10 protein-coding genes and 1 tRNA gene are annotated in these 22,964 nt (G+C 60.0%); 4 read left to right on the top strand and 7 right to left on the bottom strand.

Annotated elements, in window-relative coordinates:
• Together ACP15W_RS10665 and ACP15W_RS10660 are read right to left on the bottom strand one after the other, a co-directional pair.
• Nucleotides 1-8,848, bottom strand: an 8,848-nt coding sequence (locus ACP15W_RS10665; RefSeq protein WP_424932862.1) for a malectin domain-containing carbohydrate-binding protein, incomplete at its 3' end; no start/stop codon positions are given.
• A gap of 456 nt (nt 8,849-9,304) precedes the next feature.
• Nucleotides 9,305-9,391, bottom strand: a tRNA-Leu gene (locus ACP15W_RS10660).
• 462 nt (nt 9,392-9,853) lie between these two features.
• Here ACP15W_RS10660 and ACP15W_RS10655 point away from each other — a divergent pair.
• Nucleotides 9,854-10,849, top strand: coding sequence for a complex I NDUFA9 subunit family protein (locus ACP15W_RS10655; RefSeq protein WP_424932861.1), 996 nt, complete (start codon nt 9,854-9,856; stop codon nt 10,847-10,849).
• A gap of 24 nt (nt 10,850-10,873) precedes the next feature.
• On the opposite strand, the gene ACP15W_RS10650 is transcribed toward ACP15W_RS10655, so the two are convergent.
• On the bottom strand, nt 10,874-11,677 hold the full coding sequence (locus ACP15W_RS10650; protein ID WP_424932860.1) for an undecaprenyl-diphosphate phosphatase: 804 nt from the start codon (nt 11,675-11,677) through the stop codon (nt 10,874-10,876).
• 240 nt (nt 11,678-11,917) lie between these two features.
• On the opposite strand from ACP15W_RS10650, the gene ACP15W_RS10645 reads away from it, so the two are divergent.
• From ACP15W_RS10645 to gltB, 3 genes are all read left to right on the top strand, one after another.
• Nucleotides 11,918-13,357 carry an NAD(P)-dependent oxidoreductase gene (locus ACP15W_RS10645; protein ID WP_424932859.1) on the top strand — a complete coding sequence of 480 codons (1,440 nt, stop codon included), beginning with the start codon at nt 11,918-11,920 and terminating at the stop codon, nt 13,355-13,357.
• Nucleotides 13,358-13,574: 217 nt separating this feature from the next.
• Nucleotides 13,575-13,997, top strand: coding sequence for a GFA family protein (locus tag ACP15W_RS10640; protein WP_424932858.1), 423 nt, complete (start codon nt 13,575-13,577; stop codon nt 13,995-13,997).
• A gap of 65 nt (nt 13,998-14,062) precedes the next feature.
• Nucleotides 14,063-18,589, top strand: a complete 4,527-nt coding sequence (gene gltB, locus ACP15W_RS10635) for a glutamate synthase large subunit (RefSeq protein WP_424932857.1) — start codon at nt 14,063-14,065, stop codon at nt 18,587-18,589.
• A gap of 155 nt (nt 18,590-18,744) precedes the next feature.
• Here the strand turns inward: gltB and ACP15W_RS10630 are convergent, their stop codons facing one another.
• The 4 genes from ACP15W_RS10630 to ACP15W_RS10615 all read right to left on the bottom strand — a co-directional run bounded on the left by ACP15W_RS10630 (nt 18,745) and on the right by ACP15W_RS10615 (nt 22,925).
• Nucleotides 18,745-20,466 (bottom strand): chloride channel protein, encoded by a 1,722-nt coding sequence (locus tag ACP15W_RS10630; RefSeq protein WP_424932856.1) that lies wholly within the window; start codon nt 20,464-20,466, stop codon nt 18,745-18,747.
• Nucleotides 20,467-20,606: 140 nt separating this feature from the next.
• On the bottom strand, nt 20,607-21,359 hold the full coding sequence (locus tag ACP15W_RS10625) for a lysophospholipid acyltransferase family protein (RefSeq protein WP_424932855.1): 753 nt from the start codon (nt 21,357-21,359) through the stop codon (nt 20,607-20,609).
• A 7-nt stretch (nt 21,360-21,366) separates the two neighbouring features.
• Nucleotides 21,367-22,248 carry a cell division protein FtsX gene (locus ACP15W_RS10620; RefSeq protein WP_424932854.1) on the bottom strand — a complete coding sequence of 294 codons (882 nt, stop codon included), beginning with the start codon at nt 22,246-22,248 and terminating at the stop codon, nt 21,367-21,369.
• On the bottom strand, nt 22,248-22,925 hold the full coding sequence (locus ACP15W_RS10615; protein ID WP_424932853.1) for a cell division ATP-binding protein FtsE: 678 nt from the start codon (nt 22,923-22,925) through the stop codon (nt 22,248-22,250). Before ACP15W_RS10615 ends, ACP15W_RS10620 begins: the two co-directional genes overlap by 1 nt.
• Nucleotides 22,926-22,964 lie beyond the last annotated feature (39 nt).

The following is a 22,964-nucleotide window of genomic DNA, read 5'->3' as shown; positions in this document are numbered from 1 at the left end:
CCGGCACTGTCCAGCGGAAGAAGGCCTCGTTGTCGGCATAGTATTGGTCGCTCCAGATCCACTCGCCATTGGTGTCGGATGGCAACGCTCCTCCGGTGCCGCCCGTGCCAGCCAGACGGCCGGTCGCTGCAGTGCCGTAGGTCGATGCGGCATCCCAGCCGCTGTCATCGAAGCCAGATTGCGTCCAGGCCGTACCGGTGAGGCCGGTTTCGACTAACCAGTCAGAACCTGAATCGTAGCGCGTGCCGTCTGCCATTTCGATATCGACGAAGATCTCCCCGGCCCCGCCCGTATCGATACCTTCGATGGCGATCAGGTCGCCTTCGGCCAGATCTGCATCGAAAGTGAAAGTCTGGGCCCAGTTGGACCCAGAAAAGATCGAAGTGCCATTGACATAGAAGGTGAACGCATTGTCCGCGCGAACGTTCACGGTCGCCAATGAGCCATTGGTCAGTTCGTCTTCCTCCACAGACAGGATGAATTCGTCGCTTACGCTGCCACCATTCCCATCGTCTGCGGTTACGACGATAGAAAGATCGGTCGAGACTTCGGGCGTTCCAGTGAATGTTTGTGAGGTGGTGTCAAAATTCAGCCAGCTGGGAAGCGCATTGCCGTTCGACAAGGTGGCGTTGAACGAAAGAGCATCCCCATCCGGGTCCGAGAATGTGCTGGTTGGAACAGCGAAAGAGAAGGCCTCATCAACCGTCGCCGTCTGATCCGCGATCGGAGTGCCGACGACAGGTTCGACATTGCCACCGCCGCCTGTGTCGCCCGGCACTGTCCAGCGGAAGAAGGCCTCGTTGTCGGCATAGTATTGGTCGCTCCAGATCCACTCGCCATTGGTGTCGGATGGCAACGCTCCTCCGGTGCCGCCCGTGCCAGCCAGACGGCCGGTCGCTGCAGTGCCGTAGGTCGATGCGGCATCCCAGCCGCTGTCATCGAAGCCAGATTGCGTCCAGGCCGTACCGGTGAGGCCGGTTTCGACTAACCAGTCAGAACCTGAATCGTAGCGCGTGCCGTCTGCCATTTCGATATCGACGAAGATCTCCCCGGCCCCGCCCGTATCGATACCTTCGATGGCGATCAGGTCGCCTTCGGCCAGATCTGCATCGAAAGTGAAAGTCTGGGCCCAGTTGGACCCAGAAAAGATCGAAGTGCCATTGACGTAGAAAGTGAACGCATTGTCCGCGCGAACGTTCACGGTCGCCAATGAGCCGCCACCCGAACCAGAGGCTTCGCTTATGGCAATTGCAAGCGCAGCTGTGTCGTCCGGGCTTGTTCCTACGGACGAGTCATCGACTTCCACGGAAACATCCAACATGGCGTTAGTTGCAGCATCCAGCACTGCGCCGGAAATCAGCCATAGCTCCGGCCCTGACCCTCCGGCCACGACTTCAAAGAAATCCGCGTCCTCACCCGAAAGCGATAGAGTGTTCGCGCCGACTCCATCATCCGTTACTATGATATCGGCTATCTTCAAACCTGTGGAGACATCAGCATCTTCGGCTATTTCTGACAACGGGTCGGCCAAGAAAACGGAAGGCGCCTCATTCGTGGAAGCTGTGTATGTGAGGTAGATTGGATCGGTGGTTGGACCTACCGGAAGATTGCTGTTCGTGGGATCGATAGCAGAAGCTACGAAACCGATGGGTGCGGTATCATCCCCCGTAAAGCTTCCCTTCTCATTGGCCAACGCCTCATCGTAGTTGAACAGATTGCTGGCGTCGAAGGTCCCATCAGCCCCAATCACGACATCAACGGACTGTGAATCGAAGTTGTTGTTTACCTTGAAATCGTAGGCATCAAGTCGGTTTGATACGAGATCGGCAATGCCATTAGCTGTGTTCGCAACCGGGTTGATACCCTTTGTCAAGGTGATGCGGACCGTCTCGCCCGGCGCTCCAGAGACAACCACAGTAGGCTGCGCATCGCTGTAGGTTCCAAGATTGCCTTGTGCGATCCCATTGACCATCAATCCAACGCTTGCCGAACCGACTGCTTGGGACGCGAGTGTCTGCGCGCCGGAGTCGCTGCCGTCGCTTGCCAGTTGCCCGCTGGACGTGGTTCCGTCATCAAAAAGTACGGTGAACGTTGAGCCGATCATTTCGTGACCGGAAATCCCACCCACGTCCCATGACGGAAATGAATTCGTGTCGACTCCGTTCGGTCCCGATTTCAGCAGACCGGCAATCGAGTTCGGATCCATGTCACCCGAGAACCCCACAGTTTCGCCGGATTGGAATCCCCCGCTTACTGATGGGTCGAACTTCACCATCGCTCCCTTGAAGCCACCATTACTAGCAATGCCCGTACCCGTCGTGTTTGGGATCGGATCGGTGCCGGGCAGGAAATACCCAGTTCCGTCTACGTATCCACCGGTACCACCGGCTGAATTGACGGCCCAGTTCTTCGTGACATTGTCTCCGCCGGCGCCATCTGGGTCGAAGACAGTATCAGGATATAGAGCCGTGCTGACATCTATGAAGATTGCGGAGATCTTCTTGTCGCCAACATTCGTTACTTGGAAAGAGTTTGCCCCATAGTTTGAAGCATCGATGTCATTGTTGCCGGCCATGACTTCAAGAATGGCCGCCCCAATTGCGCCTGAGCCATAGGACTGACCAGTATCAAGATCATCCTGAGCGGCAAACGCGCTGAGCGCATTTGTAGGTTCGGCGGCTTCGCTAACGGAAATTGCAAGTGCTGCACTATCGTCGGGACTGGCGCCGACGGTGGTGTCATCGACGGATACGCTCACGTCGAGAACGGGATTTGTCGAGCTATCCAGTGCAGCACCTGACACCAGCCATAGTTCTGGTCCTTCGTTACCTTCCGTAATTTCAAAGAGGCTAGAATCCGCGCCCGAAAGCGAAAGAGTATTGATTCCGATACCATCGTCCGAAACGGCGATCCCCGCAACTTTCAAACCAGAAGACACGTCCGCGTTCTCGGACAGACTCGTTACCACATCGGTCAACGAAACACTCGGCGCTGAATTCACAGGTTCATTGCCAAGATTCCAAATCACGAAACCGCTGAGCTTCGCCTGATCTTCTTGCAGTGTGAACTCAATATCAAGCGTGCCATCCGTTACACTAGCCTGATAGCTCTCGATCACCTCGACACCGGCATCCCCTGCCGCATCGATTATGTCGTAGCCATCTTCGACCTGGATACCTTCAATGGTTACATCGAAGAGCCGGGCATCATCCGGGTCAGTTCCGTTTACGAACCCATGGAAAATTTCCGAGTAGATCAGGTCAATCAGGTATTCGCCGTTCGCGACAGGAACAGAATATCCCCATGGTGATGGTGAACCCGAAGTGCGTTCATAGGCGTGGACCTGATCGAGATCCGTATTGGGGAAGTCATAACTGGTAGATTGGCCGTTAGAGTAGGCCGTGAAGGGGCCTGTCGTGGTGAACCCAGTACCTGCGCCTGCGGTCGTATTGGATTGAAACTCGACAGTCTGGCCTCGTACCGTCGCATTAGGCACTGTTGGACCACCAGCGTTCACGGCGAGTATCGGTGTAAGGCTTGCCGCGGTTGTCACGGGCACCGAGAGGGCCACGCTGTCATCAGGGGTTGTTCCAACGCTCGCATCATCAACACTGACGCTGACATCCAGTGATCCGTTCGACGCGGCATCAAGCGTTGCTCCGGCTACAAGCCAGAGTTCCTGCCCGGATCCTCCCGGAACAATTTCGAAGAGGGCGGCATCCGCGCCCGAAAGCGATAGCGTGTTGTTGCCGACACCGTCATCTGTGATCACTATGTCGGCGATTTTTACGCCGGACGAGACATCGGTGGTTTCTGATATGTCCGCCAAAGCGTTGGCAAGCGCAACCGAAGGCGCGGTATTGCCTCCTCCACTATCTGCAACGGCCTCAAAGGCCGCAATGGCGTTGTAGCCGGCAAGGCCCACCGAACTGTCTACCGTCACAGTGAGTGTGCCGTCAGTTACGATCACGTTTTGCGAGCGTGTGATCGGAGCATCGGCGCTCCCCGCTTCCGTGAAAATATCGAAATCGTCGAGGAAGAGGTCACCCTGAAGGTAAAAATCACCTACCCGCTCATTCGCACTATCATGGAAAAGCTCCGCAAAGTGCAATTCGACCACGTAGCTGCCATTTGCGAGGCCGGCATAGGTTGCCGTCCACGTATCTGCTGTGGAGTCGCGGAAGGTGTGATACGCCGAACCATCGAGATCGATACCTGCACCGTTTGATCCCGTGTCCCCAAGTGCTCCATCGACATTGTTGTTAAGGGCGGAGTCGCTCTTCGGATCGGTATAGTAGGACGGATTATCCGCCTCCAAATCCAGCGCTTGACCATCCGCATCCGCGATCAAGCTGTCGTTCGAGATTGCCCCCCCATAGAGATTATCATCGGTTGCGCCACCCTGCAGGGGGTCCGGATCAAGCGGAATGGAGCCCGTATCGGCAGTCCCAACATTGATGGCCAGAGCCACGTTGCCCCTGACAAGCGTGTCCAGAAATGGTTCCATGACGAAGCCAGCAGTGGCCGCTGAAGTGCCGTTGCCTGCCGCGTCAGTGTATACAGCCGCAGCGATCTCAATTTGGCCGACACCACTGGGCCAAGCTGAACCCGGGCCAACAAGATCATAGGCAAGTGTCGCAGTTTTGCCATCCGAGCTTATCGTAACGGACGGAGCGGAAACACTATCGGGTACAATTCCCGAAAACTGCAATTCTGAACCATCCAAGTCGGAGAAATCAGATACTTCAAATCCGATGTCATCGGTCAGCAAAACCGTCGCGGTGCGGTTACTATCCTGATCATTCTGGGGGTTATCTACCGAAATTGAAGCCACGATCGGAGAAACACTATCTGTTGGGGGGACGAAACCATCTCCGACCCTCCAGACTGCCAGTCCGCTGAGCTTGGCCTGATTGACCTCTTTGAGAAACTCGACGTTGAGGGCACCGTCCGATACGGTAACTTGATAGCTTTCGATTACTTCGACCCCGGCGTCGCCCGCCCCGTCGATAATGTCGTAACTATCCTCGACCTGCTGCCCTTCAATGAAGACATCAAAGAGCCGCTGATTATCGGGGTTCGCCGCGGTAACGAAACCGTGGTAGATTTCCGAGTAGATCAGATCGATGACGTATTCGCCGTCGTCGAGAGGGATAGAATAACCCCAGAGGAAGTCCGAATTGCTCGTCCGTTCGTAGGCGTGAACCTCGTCTAGCTGAGTGCCCGGGAAATCATAGTTTGTCGATGTTCCGTTGGAGTAGGTCGAGAAAGCACCAGTCGTCGTGTATCCGACGCCTTGACCGGCGACGAGGTTCGACTGGAAATCGATCGCCTCACCGCGAAGCGTTGCGTTCAACAGCTCCGGACCGCCGGCATTGATCGCCAGCACTGGAGAAAGCGAAGTTGGCTTGGTCAGGACGAGACCATCTGGGCTATCGAGAAAATCGAAAACCGTGTCACCTTGCGATGGGTCAAAATCTTGGAAATCCGGACCGGAAAACGTGATTTCCGCGCCGTTCACTGAGACGATCGCTGCCCCACCGGCCGAGGCATAGGAAACCGAAAGGCCGGCAGTGGAGGCGTCCGTTATGACAACGCTGTCATCGGTCGAGAAGTCGGTGATCTCGTCGCCGTCAAAATCTGCCAGCGTTCCGATCACGGTGTCGCTGCCATTTCCTGTAATAACGACATTGCTGCCCGCCCCGAGGACGATCATGTTGTCATTCGCATTGCCGATCACAGTATAGTTCGCTGACGAACCGGAACCGTCGAAGTTCTCAACGGTAGGATGTAATGCCGCGAGTGCCGTAGCGCTTCCGGTATAGACGATGGTGTCGATCCCGGCGCTGCCGGGCTGGCCAACCTCTTCTGCTGTGTCAGCAGGGATCTCGCTCCCGAAGGCTTCGATGCGCAGGGATGCAAAATCAACCGCTGTAAAGGCGGCTCCCGTTGGAGATTCCGCAACGACTCCAAACGCGGCGCCTGAGGACAGTGTCGGGCCCCCATCAGTGATCGTATGGCTACCGTCGAGGACATCGCGTAACGGACCAACAGGGAGAGTTGCCCCTGCAAGATCTATCTCGGTGTATTCGGCATCCCCGCTGTACTTGTAGCGCGCAAGGATTTCGTATTCGGCGGTTTTGTCGATCTCTAGTTGTAGCGTAACAATTTGCTGATTGTCGAAAGACGGGTCGCCGGTAATCAGCTTCTGGGCAAAATTTGGGTCGGTCTCCGTTGTCACGACGGAATAGTCGTCGCCGGACTCAATACCGATTTCCAGGCCAAGGGGCCCACCTACCTCTCCAACATCCCCAAAGACAAAACGGACAAAATTGGATTGGGTGCCGTCGCCAAACATGATGCCCGCAACCCGACCCGAGCCATCGAATTGCGTTGCCGTCCAATTGAAGACCTCGAGGGTATAGACGACCCGACCGACATCATCCGCCAGCTTGATACCGGTATGCAGACCATCTTTCAAAGTATTCGCCGACCCAATAGCCGTGCCTGGCGTTACAGTCTTGATCTGAAGAATCGGAGCGTTGCCGCCTACAATGAGATTCCCACCATTATCGAATAGGCCGGCTTCGGTCTGGGCGAGCGGAAAGCCGTCTGCCAGCGATTTTGCATCCTGGTTCGGCGTGACACCGTCAAGCGCCGCGCCCATGAGACCCGAATCCCCGATCGTGCCAACGAAACTCAGATCGACCTGGCTGAAATCCATGAGGACGAACTCGTTGATGTGGAGATCGAAGCCGTTATCGTCGCTGAACTCGAACGGGTCGTTGATGTTGTTCACACCGTCGAGGTCGTGGTCATCCGGATCGGACGCCGGCTGCCCTGCATATTCTGGCAACACGGCATTCGTGTTAGGGTTGCCGGGCTGGAAGACCTCGATGAGCGGACCATTTTCCTTGTAAACTGTGGTCCAGATCGTGCCTGTGAAAGCTGCCTCACCCCCAAAGGGCGCGACATCGTCCCCAATGGTCGCAAGCCCGAGGGGCGCGCCGGACGCATCAATGAAGTCTCGATCGGCAGCAATGGTCCTTTGCAGATTTGCTGGCCCTGCAGTGGAGGTCTGAACGATGCCATTTGCATCTCTACCAATGACATAAAGCTGTCCTTGGTTGAGGCTCGCGGCGATCAGTGCACCACTCATCTGGGTGGAGCCATTGTCCAGGATTGTCGATGTGTATTCCGCAAGACCGTTGATCGAGCCTTTGCCTGTATCGACTGCACCGTCCTTGAAGCCCGCCTCGAGATAGTCACCCTCGACCGGATTGAGCGCGTTGACGACCTGATTCATGTTGGACGGCATCCCGATCGGACCGTCCGGATCCTCGACAAGCGAATAGACCCCAGTGGTTGTTGGCAGGCTGTAACCGTTGACGAAGGTATCCAAATAGGTATGGCCTGGTTCGACAGCCACGACGGTTTGCTCTATGAAGCTCTGGCTATAGCCTACGGAAGTCAGCCATGCGACGACTTCTAAAAAATCACTTGTGCCGGCACCCTTATCCTCGTTCGAAACAAGGAGTTTCGCATTGCCGGTCCCGGATTCCGGAGAGTAAAGGAGCCCCGCACGTGCACCTTCGGCACGTGTCGGATTCGGATGCCCGCCATACACAAGTGTCAGTTCGCCCAGGTCCGGATGCTGCCATGTATAGGTGTGCGCACCCCCAAGCCCCGCAGAAAGAGTACGCCCATCGAGATCGTCGGACCGGGTGATCTCATGCAACTGATCCCAGTTCTGCGGGTCGAAGTTGCCGGTTACACCGCCATGAATCTCCGTATTGTCCTCAACGAAGAGGTTGGTTGCGATATATCCGCTGGGTGTCCCGGACTCGTTGTTGGTGCTGCTGAAATCGATATCCTCACCCGCTGGCCGACCACCCCAGTTGTTGTTGGCCCCGTTGTCATAGGTAAAAACACGGCCATCTTCCGTGACTTCGACGTCGTAGGGATTGCGGTAGCCTGCCGAGTAGATTTGAACCGGCCCATCCGGACTAAGCATTCCGCCGTTGAAACCGTCGTTGCCACCGAACGGATCGTTTATATCGCTTGTGCCCGGCTGAACCGGGTCATCGAGTGTCGGAATATCATAGACGAACTGACGCCCCGATGCCGCATCTGTCTGGATCTGCATCCCGTTGATCTGGTCCAGATCAACTTCGAGGATCGCACCCGAGTATGCCGTTTCTTGCTGACCAGCAAAGTTGTTCGACGGAGCACCGTTGTTGGCATTCCCGCCGCTTGTTACAATAAGGCGCTCTGACAGGAGTTGCCCGGTGATCGGATCGAACTTGCGTACGAGTTCCAGTCCGTTCACGGCATGGTTTTCTTCGGATCGTGAGATTCCGCGAACAATATCTACGGCCGTCCAGCCCGTTTCGGTCTGTGTCAGACGTGTAATGACCCCCGAATTGGTATCTAGGCCGACATCGGCGCCACCCGTACCTGCGCCAATACGACTGTCACTGGACGTCACATAAATGACGACCGCAGGTACACCATCGATAAGAACGGGATTTCCGTTTGTATCGATTTGCTGGGCGACGTCAATTCCAGTGACCTGTCTCTTGGCCGAGTTGCTCGGCGAGCCGTCATCATTGAAGTTCGGAACCGACTTCACATGGCCCATTGTTTCAGCTGCAGTGACAAAGAACTTCAGCGTGTTCTCGCCATCGTTGGGGTCAGGATCACCGAATGCCACGCTGAGCGCGTAGACGTCACCATCAACCTCGGTCACGTAAAGGCGCCCGTCCGGTCCCCAATCCATCGATGTGGGCGAAGCGAGGTTGACTTGACCGTTCAAGTCAAGCGGACTGGCGGAAAAGTCGTTGATCACGGGCACTGGAAACTCCGAATCTCATAAGAGCCATCACTGGCTCGCAAACGGAGGCTTGCTGGTGGTCGCAGGAATTAAGAACTTTGTTCAATCATTCTTTATTTGGGCAATTGGCCCATGTTCTTACTCGAAAGTGCAATAAATGAGCACTCTAATATACTACTTACAGGCACTGGAAGCCCCCTCACCAAGTGCCAGAACATAAAAGTGCGAAAGCGTTGCGGGTGCAAGTCGAATAATGAAGAATGAGCTCGTGTTCTACTTATTGGACTCTAACATTTTTTTTACAATCTTATTACGCGAGCTCATTCGTGGTTTCTATGAGGGATGAGTGCGTGCACCGGATTGATGGAACCAATAGGTCGGCGGCGTAGCAGCCGTGCCATCAAGTGCAGTCGCCAGACGTAAGAGACCACGCCAACTAGATGATACGTAGAATTGACGTAAGGACGGTGATGGTGCCCAGGAGAAGACTCGAACTTCCACTTCCTTTCGGAAACTGGCACCTGAAGCCAGCGCGTCTACCAATTCCGCCACCTGGGCAGGTGTCAAGAATGGCGGGGATTTATAGCGGGCTGTGAGGCGTGTCAACGGCTCCTTGCGCATATTGCGTCGGAAATCTTGTCCTGCGATAAAAGACTTGCCAGATGGAACATGGTGTTTGGCGACGCGCCCCATCTTGGCATCATTCCAATACCTCAATACCTGATGGATTGGGTAAAGGCCGTTGCCAATGCCTGTCAGAAAATGTTCTGCACTGCGCGCAACCCAAACCTAGACCCACTGGATGATCAGACCGCTTTTTCGATTTCGCGTAGAGATCGGCAAGAACGCATTGGGTCACGACAGGAGCCCTTCGGGACGACTCCAATAGGTTTTCGATGGGAAGAATTGGCTGCGTGCGACGCAACGAGGCTGCCTCACCTCGAATCCTTCGGGTTTTCAAACTTGTCTGGGACGGCATCCCGGAATATGTCGAAAGACGGTCGGAGAAGGAGGTTGCTCATGCCCAGTCCCACACCCATCGTCACCATTTTTGGCGGCTCCGGCTTTGTTGGGCGTTATGTCGCCCAACGAATGGCGCGTGCAGGCTGGCGCGTCCGCGTTGCCGTGCGTCGCCCGGAAGAGGCACTGTTCGTGCGCCCCTACGGCGTTGTCGGCCAGGTTGAACCGGTTCAGGCGAATATCCGAGACGAGGCATCGACCCGTGCGGCGATTGAGGGTGTTGACGTGGTTGTCAACTGTGTTGGTATCCTTGCCGAGAGTGGAAAGCAGGGTTTCGAGCCGGTAATCGCTGAAGGCGCGGGCAGGATTGCGCGGATCGCATCTGAGGTGGGGGTTTCCCGGTTGGTGCATATTTCGGCAATCGGTGCTGATGCCAACAGCAAGAGCGGCTATGCCCGAGCAAAGGCGAAGGGTGAAGAACTCGTTCTGAATGGCTTCCCGAATGCGACAATTCTGCGACCGTCGGTTGTCTTCGGAACCGAAGACGAGTTTTTCAACAGGTTTGGCGCCATGGCGAGGTTCTCGCCGGTTCTTCCGCTCGTTGGTGCGGATACGAAATTTCAACCAGTCTACGTAGACGACATCGCAGCGGCAGCGGCCAAGGCTGCACTGGGAGTAGCGAAACCAGGGATCTATGAACTGGGCGGCCCCGAGGTGGCGACTTTCCGCGAACTCATGGAACGGCTGCTCGCGGTCATCGAACGCAAGCGTTTTCTCGTCGAACTACCGTTTGGTCTGGCCCGACGGCAGGGGGCATTTCTCGATTGGTTACAGAAGATCAGCTTCGGTTTGTTCAGCAACGGTATTCTGACCGCTGATCAGGTTGAGTTGCTTAAGTCCGACAACGTCGTGTCCGCTTCCGCACAAGGTTTCGAGGAACTGGGTATCAGTCCGACGCCGATGGATTCGATCTTGGAAGGGTATCTGTATTCCTATCGGCCGCACGGACAGTATGACGCGATTACCGCATCGGCCGCGAATTTGCCTAAGTCTTGAAGTCGTCAGCGCCCTGTCTGGGCCTCAGGTATAGGCCACGATAAGCAAAACTGCTCCGAGTATCACACGATAAACGACGTACGGCGTGAAGCTCACGGTCCTGAGAAGGCGCATCATCAGGGCCAGCGCAAAATAGGCCGAGACGAAGGCGAGGGCTGCTCCAATCCCAGCGTCTTTGAGTGTCTGCCAATCGGCCTCTCCGATCACGTCAAGCGTGAGGAGCGCACCGGATGCGAGAATTGTTGGAATGGACATAAGCATGGCGATGCGTGCACCGTCCTCACGATTGTATCCGAGCATTCGGCTCGCCGTGATGGTAATCCCGGAGCGCGACGTGCCTGGTATCAGGGCAACCGCCTGCCATAGGCCCATAATAACGGCGTCTCTCAGGTTCCATTCGCCTTCCGTCTTTCCCGTCGGCCCGCGTTGATCCGCCCAGTAGAGCACCAGTCCGAAGATGAGCATTGTCCATCCAATGACGGCAATGGATCTCAGGGCGTCGGCAAGTCCCGTTACCTTTAGCAGGAACCCCACAACAATCACGGGTATGGTCGCAATCACGAGTAGAATCACTAGTCTTGCGTCCGCCGTACTCGCCTTTCTTGACAGAATATCCATACACCCCTGCTTCATCCGGGCTACTTCTGCACGGAAAAAGAGCATTACGGCCCCGAGCGTACCGACGTGTACAGCAACATCCAGCGCAAGTCCTTGATCCGCCGCCCTCAACAGGCTTGGTAGGATGATCAAGTGGCCTGATGAAGAGATTGGAAGGAACTCTGTGATACCTTGGACAATAGCCAAGATTGCAAGCTCAAACAGTGACATGTACCGCTAACCCATACTACGAATCGGCTCCGGTGGCAGACTAGCCTCTGGAGCACGCAGGCGTAAGTGCCCATGAGATAGGTCCGATATAAGACCTATTTTCTCGCGTTTTTGGCCTCTTCTCCGCGATATCACCCAGATAATCCCAAAATGGGTCAGTGGTTTTGACTTTTATCCCGCTTGCGATTGGGGTAGGCATGTGGACAATTTCTTGCAAGTCAACGAAGCCGGGGGAATGCGATGGCTCGTCAGCCAATGCTGAAATTCGTCAAGGTCGCGCGCGACATGCCCGAAAAGCGGGTCGCGGAGGAGCGGCGCGAGGATTTCGACGAAATCTATCGGCAGTTCGCTGACGAGAAGGCAGCGGAGCAGGCGGGCCGATGCTCGCAATGCGGCGTGCCCTATTGCCAGTCGCACTGCCCGCTGCACAACAACATCCCGGATTGGCTGAAGCTGACGGCGGAAGGCCGTCTGCGCGAAGCCTATGAAATCAGCCAGGCCACCAACACCTTCCCGGAAATCTGCGGTCGGATCTGCCCACAGGACCGGCTCTGCGAGGGCAATTGCGTCATCGAGCAGTCCGGGCACGGAACGGTGACCATCGGCGCGGTGGAGAAATACATCACCGACACGGCGTGGGAAGAGGACTGGATCATCCCGATCTCCCCGGAGGTCGAGCGCCCCGAAAGCGTCGGCATCATCGGCGGTGGACCCGGCGGGCTCGCTGCGGCGGACGCGCTGCGCCGACAGGGCATCCAGGTGACCGTCTATGATCGCTATGATCGTGCGGGCGGGTTGCTGATCTACGGTATTCCCGGATTCAAACTGGAAAAACACGTCGTCACCCGGAGAAACGAGCAGCTCGAGAAGGGCGGCGTCACGTTCAAGCTTAACTGCGACGTGGGCACGGACATCACCTTCCAAGAGATCCGCGAGACCCATGATGCGGTGCTGATCGCCACGGGCGTCTACAAGTCGCGCGATCTGGGTGGCCCTGGTGCCGGCCTTCCGGGGATCGTGAAGGCCATCGATTACCTGACGGCCTCGAACCGCAAGAGCTTCGACGACGAGGTTCCGGAATATGACGACGGCACGCTGAACGCGGAAGGCAAGCGGGTCGTGGTGATCGGCGGCGGCGACACCGCGATGGACTGCGTGCGCACCGCGATCCGTCAGGACGCGAAATCGGTGACCTGCCTCTATCGCCGCGACCGGGCCAACATGCCCGGTTCCCAGCGCGAGGTGGCCAATGCCGAGGAGGAAGGCGTCAACTTTGCATGGCTCACGGCCCCCAAGGGTTTCACCGGCGAGGAAAGCGTGTCCGGCGTGATGGTGTCGCGGATGCGTCTTGGCGCGCCCGATGCGTCCGGCCGCCAGAAACCGGAAGAAATTCCGGGTGCGGATTACGTGGAGCAGGCCGATCTCGTCATCAAGGCGCTCGGGTTCGAGCCAGAAGACCTGCCGGTGGTGTGGAAGGAAGACGACCTCGAAGTGACCCGCTGGGGCACGGTGAAGGCGCATTTCCAGAGCCATGCGACCAATCTCGACGGGGTTTATGCGGCGGGTGACATCGTGCGTGGCGCGAGCCTCGTGGTCTGGGCGATCCGCGACGGGCGGGAAGCGGCGGAGAGCATCGTCTCCTACCTGAACAACCGCTCGACTGCCATTGCGGCGGAGTGAGATCGGCCCTCGTGGCGCCCGCGACGGGCGCCTGCAGCCAATGTGCCTTTGGTATGAATTGCGTATGCATTTTGTAATGACACTAAGAACATGTGTTTTCAGTCTCTGTTAACCGGGCGGAACCTGTGCTGACCTTTTTCGGCGCCTGCGCCGTCAAAACTGCAATCTCGGATGCGGTGGCCTGGAACCCCGCTTCATGGATCTGGAGGACTGGATTGTGATCAAGAAGACAGGTCGCTGCCTCTGCGACAAGATTCAGTTCGAGGTTGAGCTGTCCGACACCCATTACGACGCCTGCCATTGCGGCATGTGCCGACGCTGGGCCGGTGGACCGTTCTTCGGCAAGACGGCGGACAGCCTGAAGATTCTGTCGGGTGCCGAAAGCGCCAAGGCATTCCGCACCTCCGACTGGGCGGAGCGCGTGCATTGCGCGGAATGCGGCGCCAATCTCTGGTATCACCTGCTCCCGGCCGATCTCTACATGGTCTCGGTCGGGGCACTCGACGATCAGTCCGACATGGACCTGGTCGAGGAAATCTACATCGACTGCAAACCCAAGGGTTACGCTTTTGCCGGTGAAACGGACAAGAAGACCGAGGCCGATGTGGTCGCAGCATTCACTTCTGCCCAAGATGCGTGAGCATTTCGCAGGATCTCAATTCAAGCCCCGGGGTGCGGCAGTGCCCGCCAAGAAGGAAAAGCGCCATGACGAAGTATGACGACGCCTGGGTTGCCAAGATGGAAGCCGAGTTCAACCAGCTGGCAGAAACCGGAATGTATCATCCCGAGCAGGAGCATTCTTCCTGTGGTGTCGGGCTGGTCGTCGCCATTGACGGGAAACCCCGGCGCGAGGTGGTGGAAAGCGGTATCCAGGCGCTCCAGGCGATCTGGCACCGCGGTGCGGTCGATGCCGATGGAAAGACCGGCGATGGCGCGGGCATCCATGTGCAGATCCCGCCGGCCTTCTTCGAGGAGCAGGTGCGCCGCACCGGCCACGAGCCGCGCTCGGGCAAGATCGCCGTTGGCATGATCTTCCTGCCGCGCAGCGACTTCCAGGCGCAGGAAGCCGCGCGGACCATCGTCGAGACCGAAGTGCTGCGGCTCGGCTATTACATCTATGGCTGGCGCCATGTTCCGGTGGACATCACTTGCCTCGGGGAGAAGGCCAATGCCACGCGCCCCGAGATCGAGCAGATCCTGATCTCGAACTCCAAGGGCGTGGATGAAGAGACCTTCGAGCGCGAGCTCTACGTGATCCGTCGCCGGATCGAGAAGGCGGGCACGGGCATCCGGGATTTCTATATTTGTTCGCTGTCCTGCCGGTCGATCATCTACAAGGGCATGATGCTCGCCGAGCAGGTGGCCGTGTTCTACCCGGATCTGATGGACCCGCGCTTCGAGAGCGCCTTCGCGATCTATCACCAGCGCTATTCCACCAACACCTTCCCGCGCTGGTGGCTGGCGCAACCGTTCCGGATGCTGGCGCACAACGGCGAGATCAACACGATCAAGGGCAACCTGAACTGGTTGAAAAGCCATGAGATCCGCATGAGCTCGGATTATTTCGGTGAGCTTGCGGAGGACATCAAGCCGATCGTCGCGGCGGGCTCTTCGGACAGTGCAGCCCTCGACAACGTGTTCGAGGTCTTCGTGCGTGCCGGGCGGTCTGCGCCGATGGCCAAGACGATGCTGGTGCCCGAGGCCTGGTCGAAATTCGCGACCAAGATGCCGCAGGCGCATCAGGACATGTATGCCTATTCCAACTCGGTGATGGAGCCCTGGGACGGTCCGGCGGCGCTTGCCATGACCGATGGCCGCTGGGTCTGTGGCGGGCTCGACCGCAACGGCCTGCGCCCCATGCGCTATGTCGTCACCGGTGAGGGGCTGCTGATCGCGGGGTCCGAGGCGGGCATGGTTCCCTCCAACGAGGCAACGGTCCTCGAGAAGGGCGCGCTCGGACCGGGCCAGCTCATCGCGGTCGACATGGAGAAGGGCACGCTCTTCCACGACACCGAGATCAAGGATCTTCTGGCCGCCAGCCAGCCCTTCGGCGAGTGGATCGGCTCCGTCACCGATCTGGAGGACGCGACGCAGGGCGTCAACGAGGAGGCGTTCTACGAGGGCGAGGAGCTGCGCAAGCGCCAGATCGCGGCGGGCTATTCGATCGAGGAGCTTGAAACCTCGATCCAGGCCATGGCCGAGGACGGCAAGGAAAACATCGGCTCGATGGGCGATGACACGCCTTCGGCGGTGCTTTCGAAGAAATACCGGCCGCTAAGCCATTATTTCCGGCAGAACTTCAGCCAGGTGACGAACCCGCCCATCGACAGCTTGCGCGAAAACCGCGTGATGTCGCTCAAGACCCGGTTCGGCAACCTCAACAACGTGCTCGACGAGGACAACAGCCAGACCAACATCCTGACGCTGGAGAGCCCGTTCGTTTCCAACGCGCGCTTCACCTATCTCGCGAGCCACGAGGCTTCGGACGCGATAGAGCTCGACTGCACCTTCCCAGCGGATGCCGGCCCCAATGCCCTGCACGAAGGGTTGCAGCGCATCCGGCAAGAGGCCGAGGAGGCCATTCGAGCGGGATCGAACCATCTGATCATGACGGATCATCATCAGGGCCCGGAGAAGATCGGGATGCCGATGATCCTCGCGACCAGCGCGGTGCATTCCTGGCTGACGCGCAAGGGGCTCCGGACCTTCACCTCGATCAACGTGCGCTCGGCCGAATGCATCGATCCGCATTACTTCGCGGTTCTGGTGGGGTGCGGCGCCACGACGGTCAACGCCTATCTGGCCGAGGATTCAATCGCGGACCGGGTGCGGCGCGGGCTGATCCCGCATGATCTCAACACGGCGGTCGCGAAATATCGCGAGGCGGTGGATCAGGGTCTCCTGAAGATCATGGCGAAGATGGGGATCTCGGTGATCTCCTCCTATCGCGGCGGACTGAACTTCGAGGCGGTGGGGCTCTCGCGCGCCATGGTGGCGGAGTATTTCCCCGGCATGCTGAGCCGGATCTCGGGCATCGGGGTTTCGGGCGTTCAGCAGCAGGTCGAGCGGGTTCATGCCAAGGGCTGGCGGGGGGCGAGCTCGATCCTGCCCATCGGCGGCTTCTACAAGGCGCGGCGTTCGGGCGAGACCCATGCCTGGGAAGCGCAGAACATGCACATCCTGCAATCGGCCTGCGACCGGGGGTCCTACGAGCTCTGGAAGCAGTACAGCCGGGCGATGCAGTCGCGGCCACCGATCCATCTGCGCGATCTGCTGGACTTCAAGCCGAAGGAGGAGCCGGTTCCGCTCAAGCACGTGGAGAGCATTACCGCGATCCGCAAGCGTTTCGTGACGCCGGGGATGTCGCTGGGGGCGCTGTCTCCGGAGGCGCACAAGACGCTCAATGTCGCGATGAACCGGATCGGGGCGAAGTCGGATTCGGGCGAGGGTGGCGAGGACCCTGCGCACTTCCATCCCGAGCCCAACGGCGACAACCCCTCGGCCAAGATCAAGCAGGTGGCCTCCGGGCGCTTCGGGGTGACGGCGGAGTATCTCAACCAGTGCGAGGAGCTGGAGATCAAGGTGGCCCAGGGCGCAAAGCCCGGCGAGGGCGGCCAGCTTCCCGGCATGAAGGTGACGGAGCTGATCGCGCGGCTGCGGCATTCGACGCCGGGCGTGACGCTGATCTCGCCGCCGCCGCACCATGACATCTACTCGATCGAGGATCTCGCGCAGCTGATCTACGATCTCAAGCAGATCAACCCGCGCGCGAAGGTTTGCGTCAAACTGGTGAGCCAGTCGGGTGTGGGCACGATCGCGGCGGGTGTCGCGAAGGCCAAGGCCGACGTGATCCTGATCTCGGGCCACAACGGCGGAACGGGTGCGAGCCCGATGACCTCGATCAAGTTCGCGGGCCTGCCGTGGGAGATGGGACTGTCGGAAGCGCATCAGGTGCTGACGATCAACAACCTCCGCGACCGGGTGATCCTGCGCACGGATGGCGGGCTGCGCACGGGCCGCGACATCGTGATCGCCGCCATGCTCGGCGCGCAGGAATTCGGCATCGGCACCGCGGCTCTCATCGCCATGGGCTGCATCATGGTGCGCCAGTGCCAGTCGAACACCTGCCCCGTGGGTGTCTGCGTTCAGGACCCGATCCTTCGCGCGAAATTCACCGGCACGCCGGACAAGGTGGTGAACCTCATCAGCTTCTATGCCGAAGAGGTGCGCGAGGTTTTGGCCTCGATCGGGGCGAAATCCATCGACGAGGTGATCGGTCGCGCCGACCTGCTGGCGCAGGTGAGCCGCGGTGCGGAGCATCTGGACGATCTCGACCTCAACCCGATGCTGATCAACGTGAACGAGGGCCAGACGATCACCTATTCGGCCAAGCGGGAGCGGCAGGCCGTGCCCGATACGCTGGATGCGCAGATCGTCGCGGACGCGGAGCCGTTCTTCAAGGATGGCGAGAAGATGCAGCTCAGCTACTCGGTGCAGAACACCCTGCGCTCGATCGGCACCCGCGTCTCCAGCCATATCGTCCAGCGCTTCGGGATGCGGAACAACCTCCAGCCCGATCACCTGACAATCAAGCTGGCGGGTTCCGCGGGCCAGGCGCTCGGGGCCTTCGGGGCGCCGGGGCTGAAGATCGAGGTGCGCGGCGAGGCGAACGACTATGTCGGCAAGGGGCTTTCGGGCGCGACGATCGTCGTGCGGCCCGCACTCGACAGTCCGCTCATCCCGCATGACAACGCGATCATCGGCAATACCGTGCTCTACGGTGCGACCGACGGTTACCTTTTTGCCAACGGGCGCGCGGGCGAACGCTTCTGCGTGCGCAACTCGGGTGCGAAGGTGGTGGTCGAGGGCTGCGGCTCTAACGGCTGCGAATACATGACCGGAGGCGTTGCGGTCATTCTCGGAGGCTTCGGCGACAACTTCGCCGCCGGGATGACGGGCGGAATGGCCTATCTCTACGACCCGGAGAACGAGATCGAATCGCGGCTCAACAGCGAGACGGTGATCGTGGCGCCGGTCGAATCCGTGGCCTGGGAAGCGGAGCTGCGCGGCCTGATCGAGCGGCATGTGGAAGAGACGGGCAGCATCCTCGGCGCGGATCTCCTGCGGCACTGGGACGAAGAACTGCCAAAGTTCCGGCAGGTGGTACCGAAGGAAATGCTCTCGCGGCTGGCACATCCGCTTTCGGATAAGGCGGAAGCGGCCACGGCCTGAGCCAAGCACTCACACTTCGGCTCATGTCGAAGTGTGAGATTCTCATGCCATGACAATGACCTGCGCGGATTCAGATCGCGCAGGATTTTCCGAAGCTGGACCCAACATCCAGCAGACACGCCGTGAGCGGCCTCGTGTTCAGGGGAGCGGGCAGTTCAGGCCCCGGCGTTTTCCTCGCGGCGCAACTCGCGCGTTGCCTCGATATAGCCGTGGATCACCGCGCTTTCCGGCACGACGCCCATGAGCCGCCCGCCCTTGGCTACGAGTGGTACCGCCTCCCCGACAAAGCCCTGAAGCAGTGCCATCGCGTTCCAGAGATTTGTGTCCTCGCGAAAAACGAGATCCTGGCTCTCGGCGTATTTCTCGAGCCGGCCCGGGCCGGGATCTTTCAGGACTGCGGTAATCCGCACCCGACCGCAATACTGGCCGTCATCATCGACGAGCAGCACCTCTCCCTGTCGGCCCGAGGCGCAGACCTCGATCATCTTCTCGACGTGATCCTCGGGGTGCATGGTCGTGTAATCCTGGCTCAGGAATTCCCGTACGTTGTGCCGGGCGAGAATGGCGCGGTCCCGCCCGTGGGAGAGATCGAAGCCGCGGAGCCGAAGCTGGACGTCGAAAAGCGAGCGTCCGATGATCTTGTGCCCGATCAGGTTGGCAAAGGCTACCGAGGTCATGACCGCGATGGTGAGATCGTAGCTTCCGGTGAGCTCGAAAACGATGAGGATGGTGGAGAGCGGCGCACCGATCACGGGGCTCGCGACGGCCATCATGCCGCAAACCGTGTAGGGCAGGACTCCGGAGGTCTCGAACGGCAGGAGGACCGAGACGCCGAGGCCGAAGAGCGCACCACCAAAACATCCGATGAGAAGTGCGGGGCTGAAGACGCCACCGGCAAAGCCGAAGCCGACGCAAAGCGCGGAGAGCAGGATCTTGGCTGTGACGAGCACCAGAAGTTCGCTCATTCCGTAGGGAACGTCATGGGTGATTGCGATCAGCGTTTCCTGTCCGACGCCTAGCACTTCGGGCACCTGTAGGGCCACGACGCCCAGCACCAGCCCCGCGGCGGCTGGCCGAAGCGAAAGACGGATGGGCAGGCGGGCGGCCGTGCGGCCGAAGGCAAGGACGAGCGCCATGAAGAGCGCGGCGAGGAAGGCGGCAAGAATGCCCTCCATCGCGAAGAGCAGAAACTCGTAGCTGTGGAGCAGGCCGTCGAAGCTCACGCCAAGGATCGGCTCGGAACCGAAGGCGAGATAGGCGGAGACATGTCCGGTCGCGGCGGCAACGGCGACGGGTGCGAAGGCGCGCAGCGCGTAGTGGCGCAGGATCACCTCGTGGGCGAAGATCAGGCCCGCGATGGGTGCGCTGAACGCGGTGGAGATGGCCGCAGCGACCCCGCAGGCAATGGCGATGGAGCGGATGTCGCGGAACCGGCGTTCGAGGCGGCGAACCCGCGCGCCGATGGCCGCGCCCATGTAGACCAGCGGGCCGTATTGCCCCGCCGAGGCGCCGGTGCAGAGCGCAAGAAGCGAGGCGAGTGTTCCGGCGATCGCGCTTCGGCCATCGGGCATGGGCTCGCGGATCTGCACGGCCAGGATCGCGTCGGCGGGTCCGAGCGGGCGCTGCGATTTCACGTGGCGGGCCAGTATCAGGCCGACGCCGAGGCCACCGAAGGCCGGAACGCAGAGGGTTGCGACGGTCAGGAGGGTCTGTGTGTCGCTGGCGGCTTCGCGGGCGCTGGGGGAGAGGAGCAGGAGGTCGTTGGCCCAGTTGAGCACGGCGACGAAGGCGATGGTGGCGAGGCTGGAGGCCAAGCCTATCGTGACACCTGCGAGGGTGACCGCCAGGATGCGTGCTGCACTTCCCAGAACCAGCAAACCGTTATCCGTCAGGTGTTTCTTCGCCCCGACCTATAGCACGGGTTCGGCGCGGCGCGAGCGGGAACCGTGGCGCGCCCCGCAACTTGGGCGGCGAGGTGGGGTCTGCGCGTCACGATACCGGTGAAGCCGGTGGGGCTCTAGCGCGTCTCCGGGGGTGTTTCGGTCAGGGCGGGCGGCTCGAAGCCTGCCTCGCGCATGAGAGCGTCCGAGTGTTCCTCCACGGTCTTTTCGAGCTGGCGCATGAAGGTCTTGATCGGCAGGCCTGCGGGGATCACGGGGAGGAATTCCAGCACCGCGAGGCCCGGGCGGCGGTAGACCTCGTTGCGGCCCCAGAACACTCCGGCATTGGTGGCCGCGGGCACGCAAGGATTGCCGAAGCGTTCGTAGAGCACGCCGGCGCCCACCTTGTAGGGGCGTTTCACGCCCGGTGCGACACGGGTGCCCTCGGGGTAGATCACCAACTGGCTTGGCTCCGCCTCGCGGCTTTTGGAGGCGTGGGCGACCATGTCGTTCATGGCCTGTGCCTTCTTGCCGCGGTGAACCGGGGTGGAGCCCATGCGCATGGCGTAGAAGCCCAGGACCGGGGTCCAGCGCAGTTCCTTCTTCATGATGAACTTCACCCGCGGCAGGGTCGCGGAGAGCATGATGATGTCGAGGAAGGACTGGTGCTTGGAGCAGACGATCACCTCGCCTGTGGGCACTTCGCCGCGGATTTCGGTTTTGAGCCCGCAGATGAGCGCGAGGAGCCTCAGGATGATCCGGCAATAGGTGCGGATCGACCAGCTCGCGCCCTTCGCGGACCAGATCGCCAGCGGCATGCAGAGGATGCCCATGACGAGCATCAAGCCGAAGAGGACGACATTGAAGATCAGGGAGCGGATCAGAAGCATGTGGCGGTCAGCTCCAGGTTCGGATCATGCGGCGCAGGGTCTGCCGTGCGCAAAACCAGCTCAGGGGGGCGGCGACAAGGGGCACGAGGCAGGGTGCGATCCATTCGAGCCCGTGCGGGGCGATGGCAACGAGGAAGAAGCCCGAGCTGCTCTGGGCGGGCAGGGCCATCAGGAGGAGGAGCCCCGCGAGCGTGCCGGTCACGGAGGCATAGACAGCGGCACGGGTGAGGCGGCGGGCAAGAATGCGCGAGACGAAGCCGTCACGCGCCCCGATGAGCCGCAGGGTGCGGATGGCATCCCGGCATCCCAGAACGGCGGCGTGGGAGGCGAGGCGGAAGACCGCCGCCAGCGCCAGTGCCACCAGCGCGACGGTGGCGAAGGCGAAGAGACCGAGCCAGCGCGAGACAGTGGCCAGTTCGCTGCGGAGCGAGCCGTGGTCGTCGAAGGTGGCGTTGGGCGCCTCCACCGCAAGGCGACCCTCGAGACCGGGAATGTCGAGCCGGGTGGGGTCGATGGTGACGTCGATCATGAGCGGCAGGGGCAGGTCCTCGATGGAGGCGCCGGCCCCGAGCCAGCTTTCAAGCAGGGCGCGCTGCTCTTCGATCTCGATCATGCGGACGGAAAGGACGCCCTCGGTCAGGCGCAGCACCTCGAGTGCGGCGCGGGCTTCGGCCTCGATCGAGGCGCCATCCGCGACGATCTGAAGCGTGGCCGATTGCGCGCGGGGGCCGCCGAAGGCGTTCTCGAAGCGCACTCCCGTCAGTCCGAGCGCGAGCAGCAGCGTGGCGAGAAAGGCCAGAACCGCGGTGGCGAGGCGCAGGGGGCGCAGAAGCCGGGTGATCGGGGGCAGGGTCGCCTCTGCGGAGTCGGAGCGATAGAGCCAGCGCATCAGAGCACATCCCCCAGCGGCACGAGCGAATACTCCTCGATGCCGAAAGCCTGTGCGTCAACCTTCTGGCGCGCGGCGCGGATCAGGTTGAAGTCGTGGGTGGCGATGAAGATCGTCTTGCCCATGCGGTTGAGCTCGATGAAGAGAGTGAGAATGCGCATGGCCATGTCCCAGTCGACATTGCCCGTGGGCTCGTCGGCGAGGATCATCTCCGGGCTGAGAATGACGGCGCGGGCGACTGCGGCACGCTGGCGCTCGCCGCCGGACATCTCGGAGGGCAGCGCATCGACCCGGTCGGTCAGATCCACCCATTCGAGCAGCGCCCGCAGATCGTCGGCGCGCTCGGCCAGCGGAATGCCACTGAGCTGAAGCGGCATCGCGATGTTCTCGTAGATCGGAAGATGCTCGAGAAAGTTGCATTCCTGGTGGACGACCCCAATGGCCCGGCGCAGGTCCGCGATCCCGTTGCGGTCCTTGGCCGGAATGCGGCGGCCGAAATGGCGGACGGAGCCGACACGGGGCTCGAGATCATGGTAGCAGAGACGGAGGAAGGTGGTCTTGCCCGCGCCCGACGGGCCCACGAGAAAGGTGAAGCTGCCGAGTTCGATGGAAAGATTGACCTTCCGCAGGACGGCCCGCTGGCCGAAGCTGAAAGTCACGTCTTCGAATTCGATCACCGGATGCTCCTCGGACGCATTCCAGCGGTTATATCGCGC

The organism is Amaricoccus macauensis (assembly GCF_049800915.1).
In the GTDB taxonomy this organism is placed as follows: Bacteria; Pseudomonadota; Alphaproteobacteria; order Rhodobacterales; family Rhodobacteraceae; genus Amaricoccus; species Amaricoccus macauensis_A.
This window is presented reverse-complemented; position numbering and strand designations above follow the sequence as displayed.

Excerpts from the sequence above, each read along its gene's own strand:
- ACP15W_RS10645 (WP_424932859.1), top strand. The coding sequence starts at position 11,918 with ATGGCTCGTCAGCCAATGCTGAAATTCGTCAAGGTCGCGCGCGACATG.
- gltB (WP_424932857.1), top strand. The coding sequence starts at position 14,063 with ATGACGAAGTATGACGACGCCTGGGTTGCCAAGATGGAAGCCGAGTTC.
- ACP15W_RS10625 (WP_424932855.1), bottom strand. The coding sequence starts at position 21,359 with ATGCTTCTGATCCGCTCCCTGATCTTCAATGTCGTCCTCTTCGGCTTG.
- ACP15W_RS10650 (WP_424932860.1), bottom strand. The coding sequence starts at position 11,677 with ATGTCACTGTTTGAGCTTGCAATCTTGGCTATTGTCCAAGGTATCACA.
- ACP15W_RS10655 (WP_424932861.1), top strand. The coding sequence starts at position 9,854 with ATGCCCAGTCCCACACCCATCGTCACCATTTTTGGCGGCTCCGGCTTT.
- ACP15W_RS10620 (WP_424932854.1), bottom strand. The coding sequence starts at position 22,248 with ATGCGCTGGCTCTATCGCTCCGACTCCGCAGAGGCGACCCTGCCCCCG.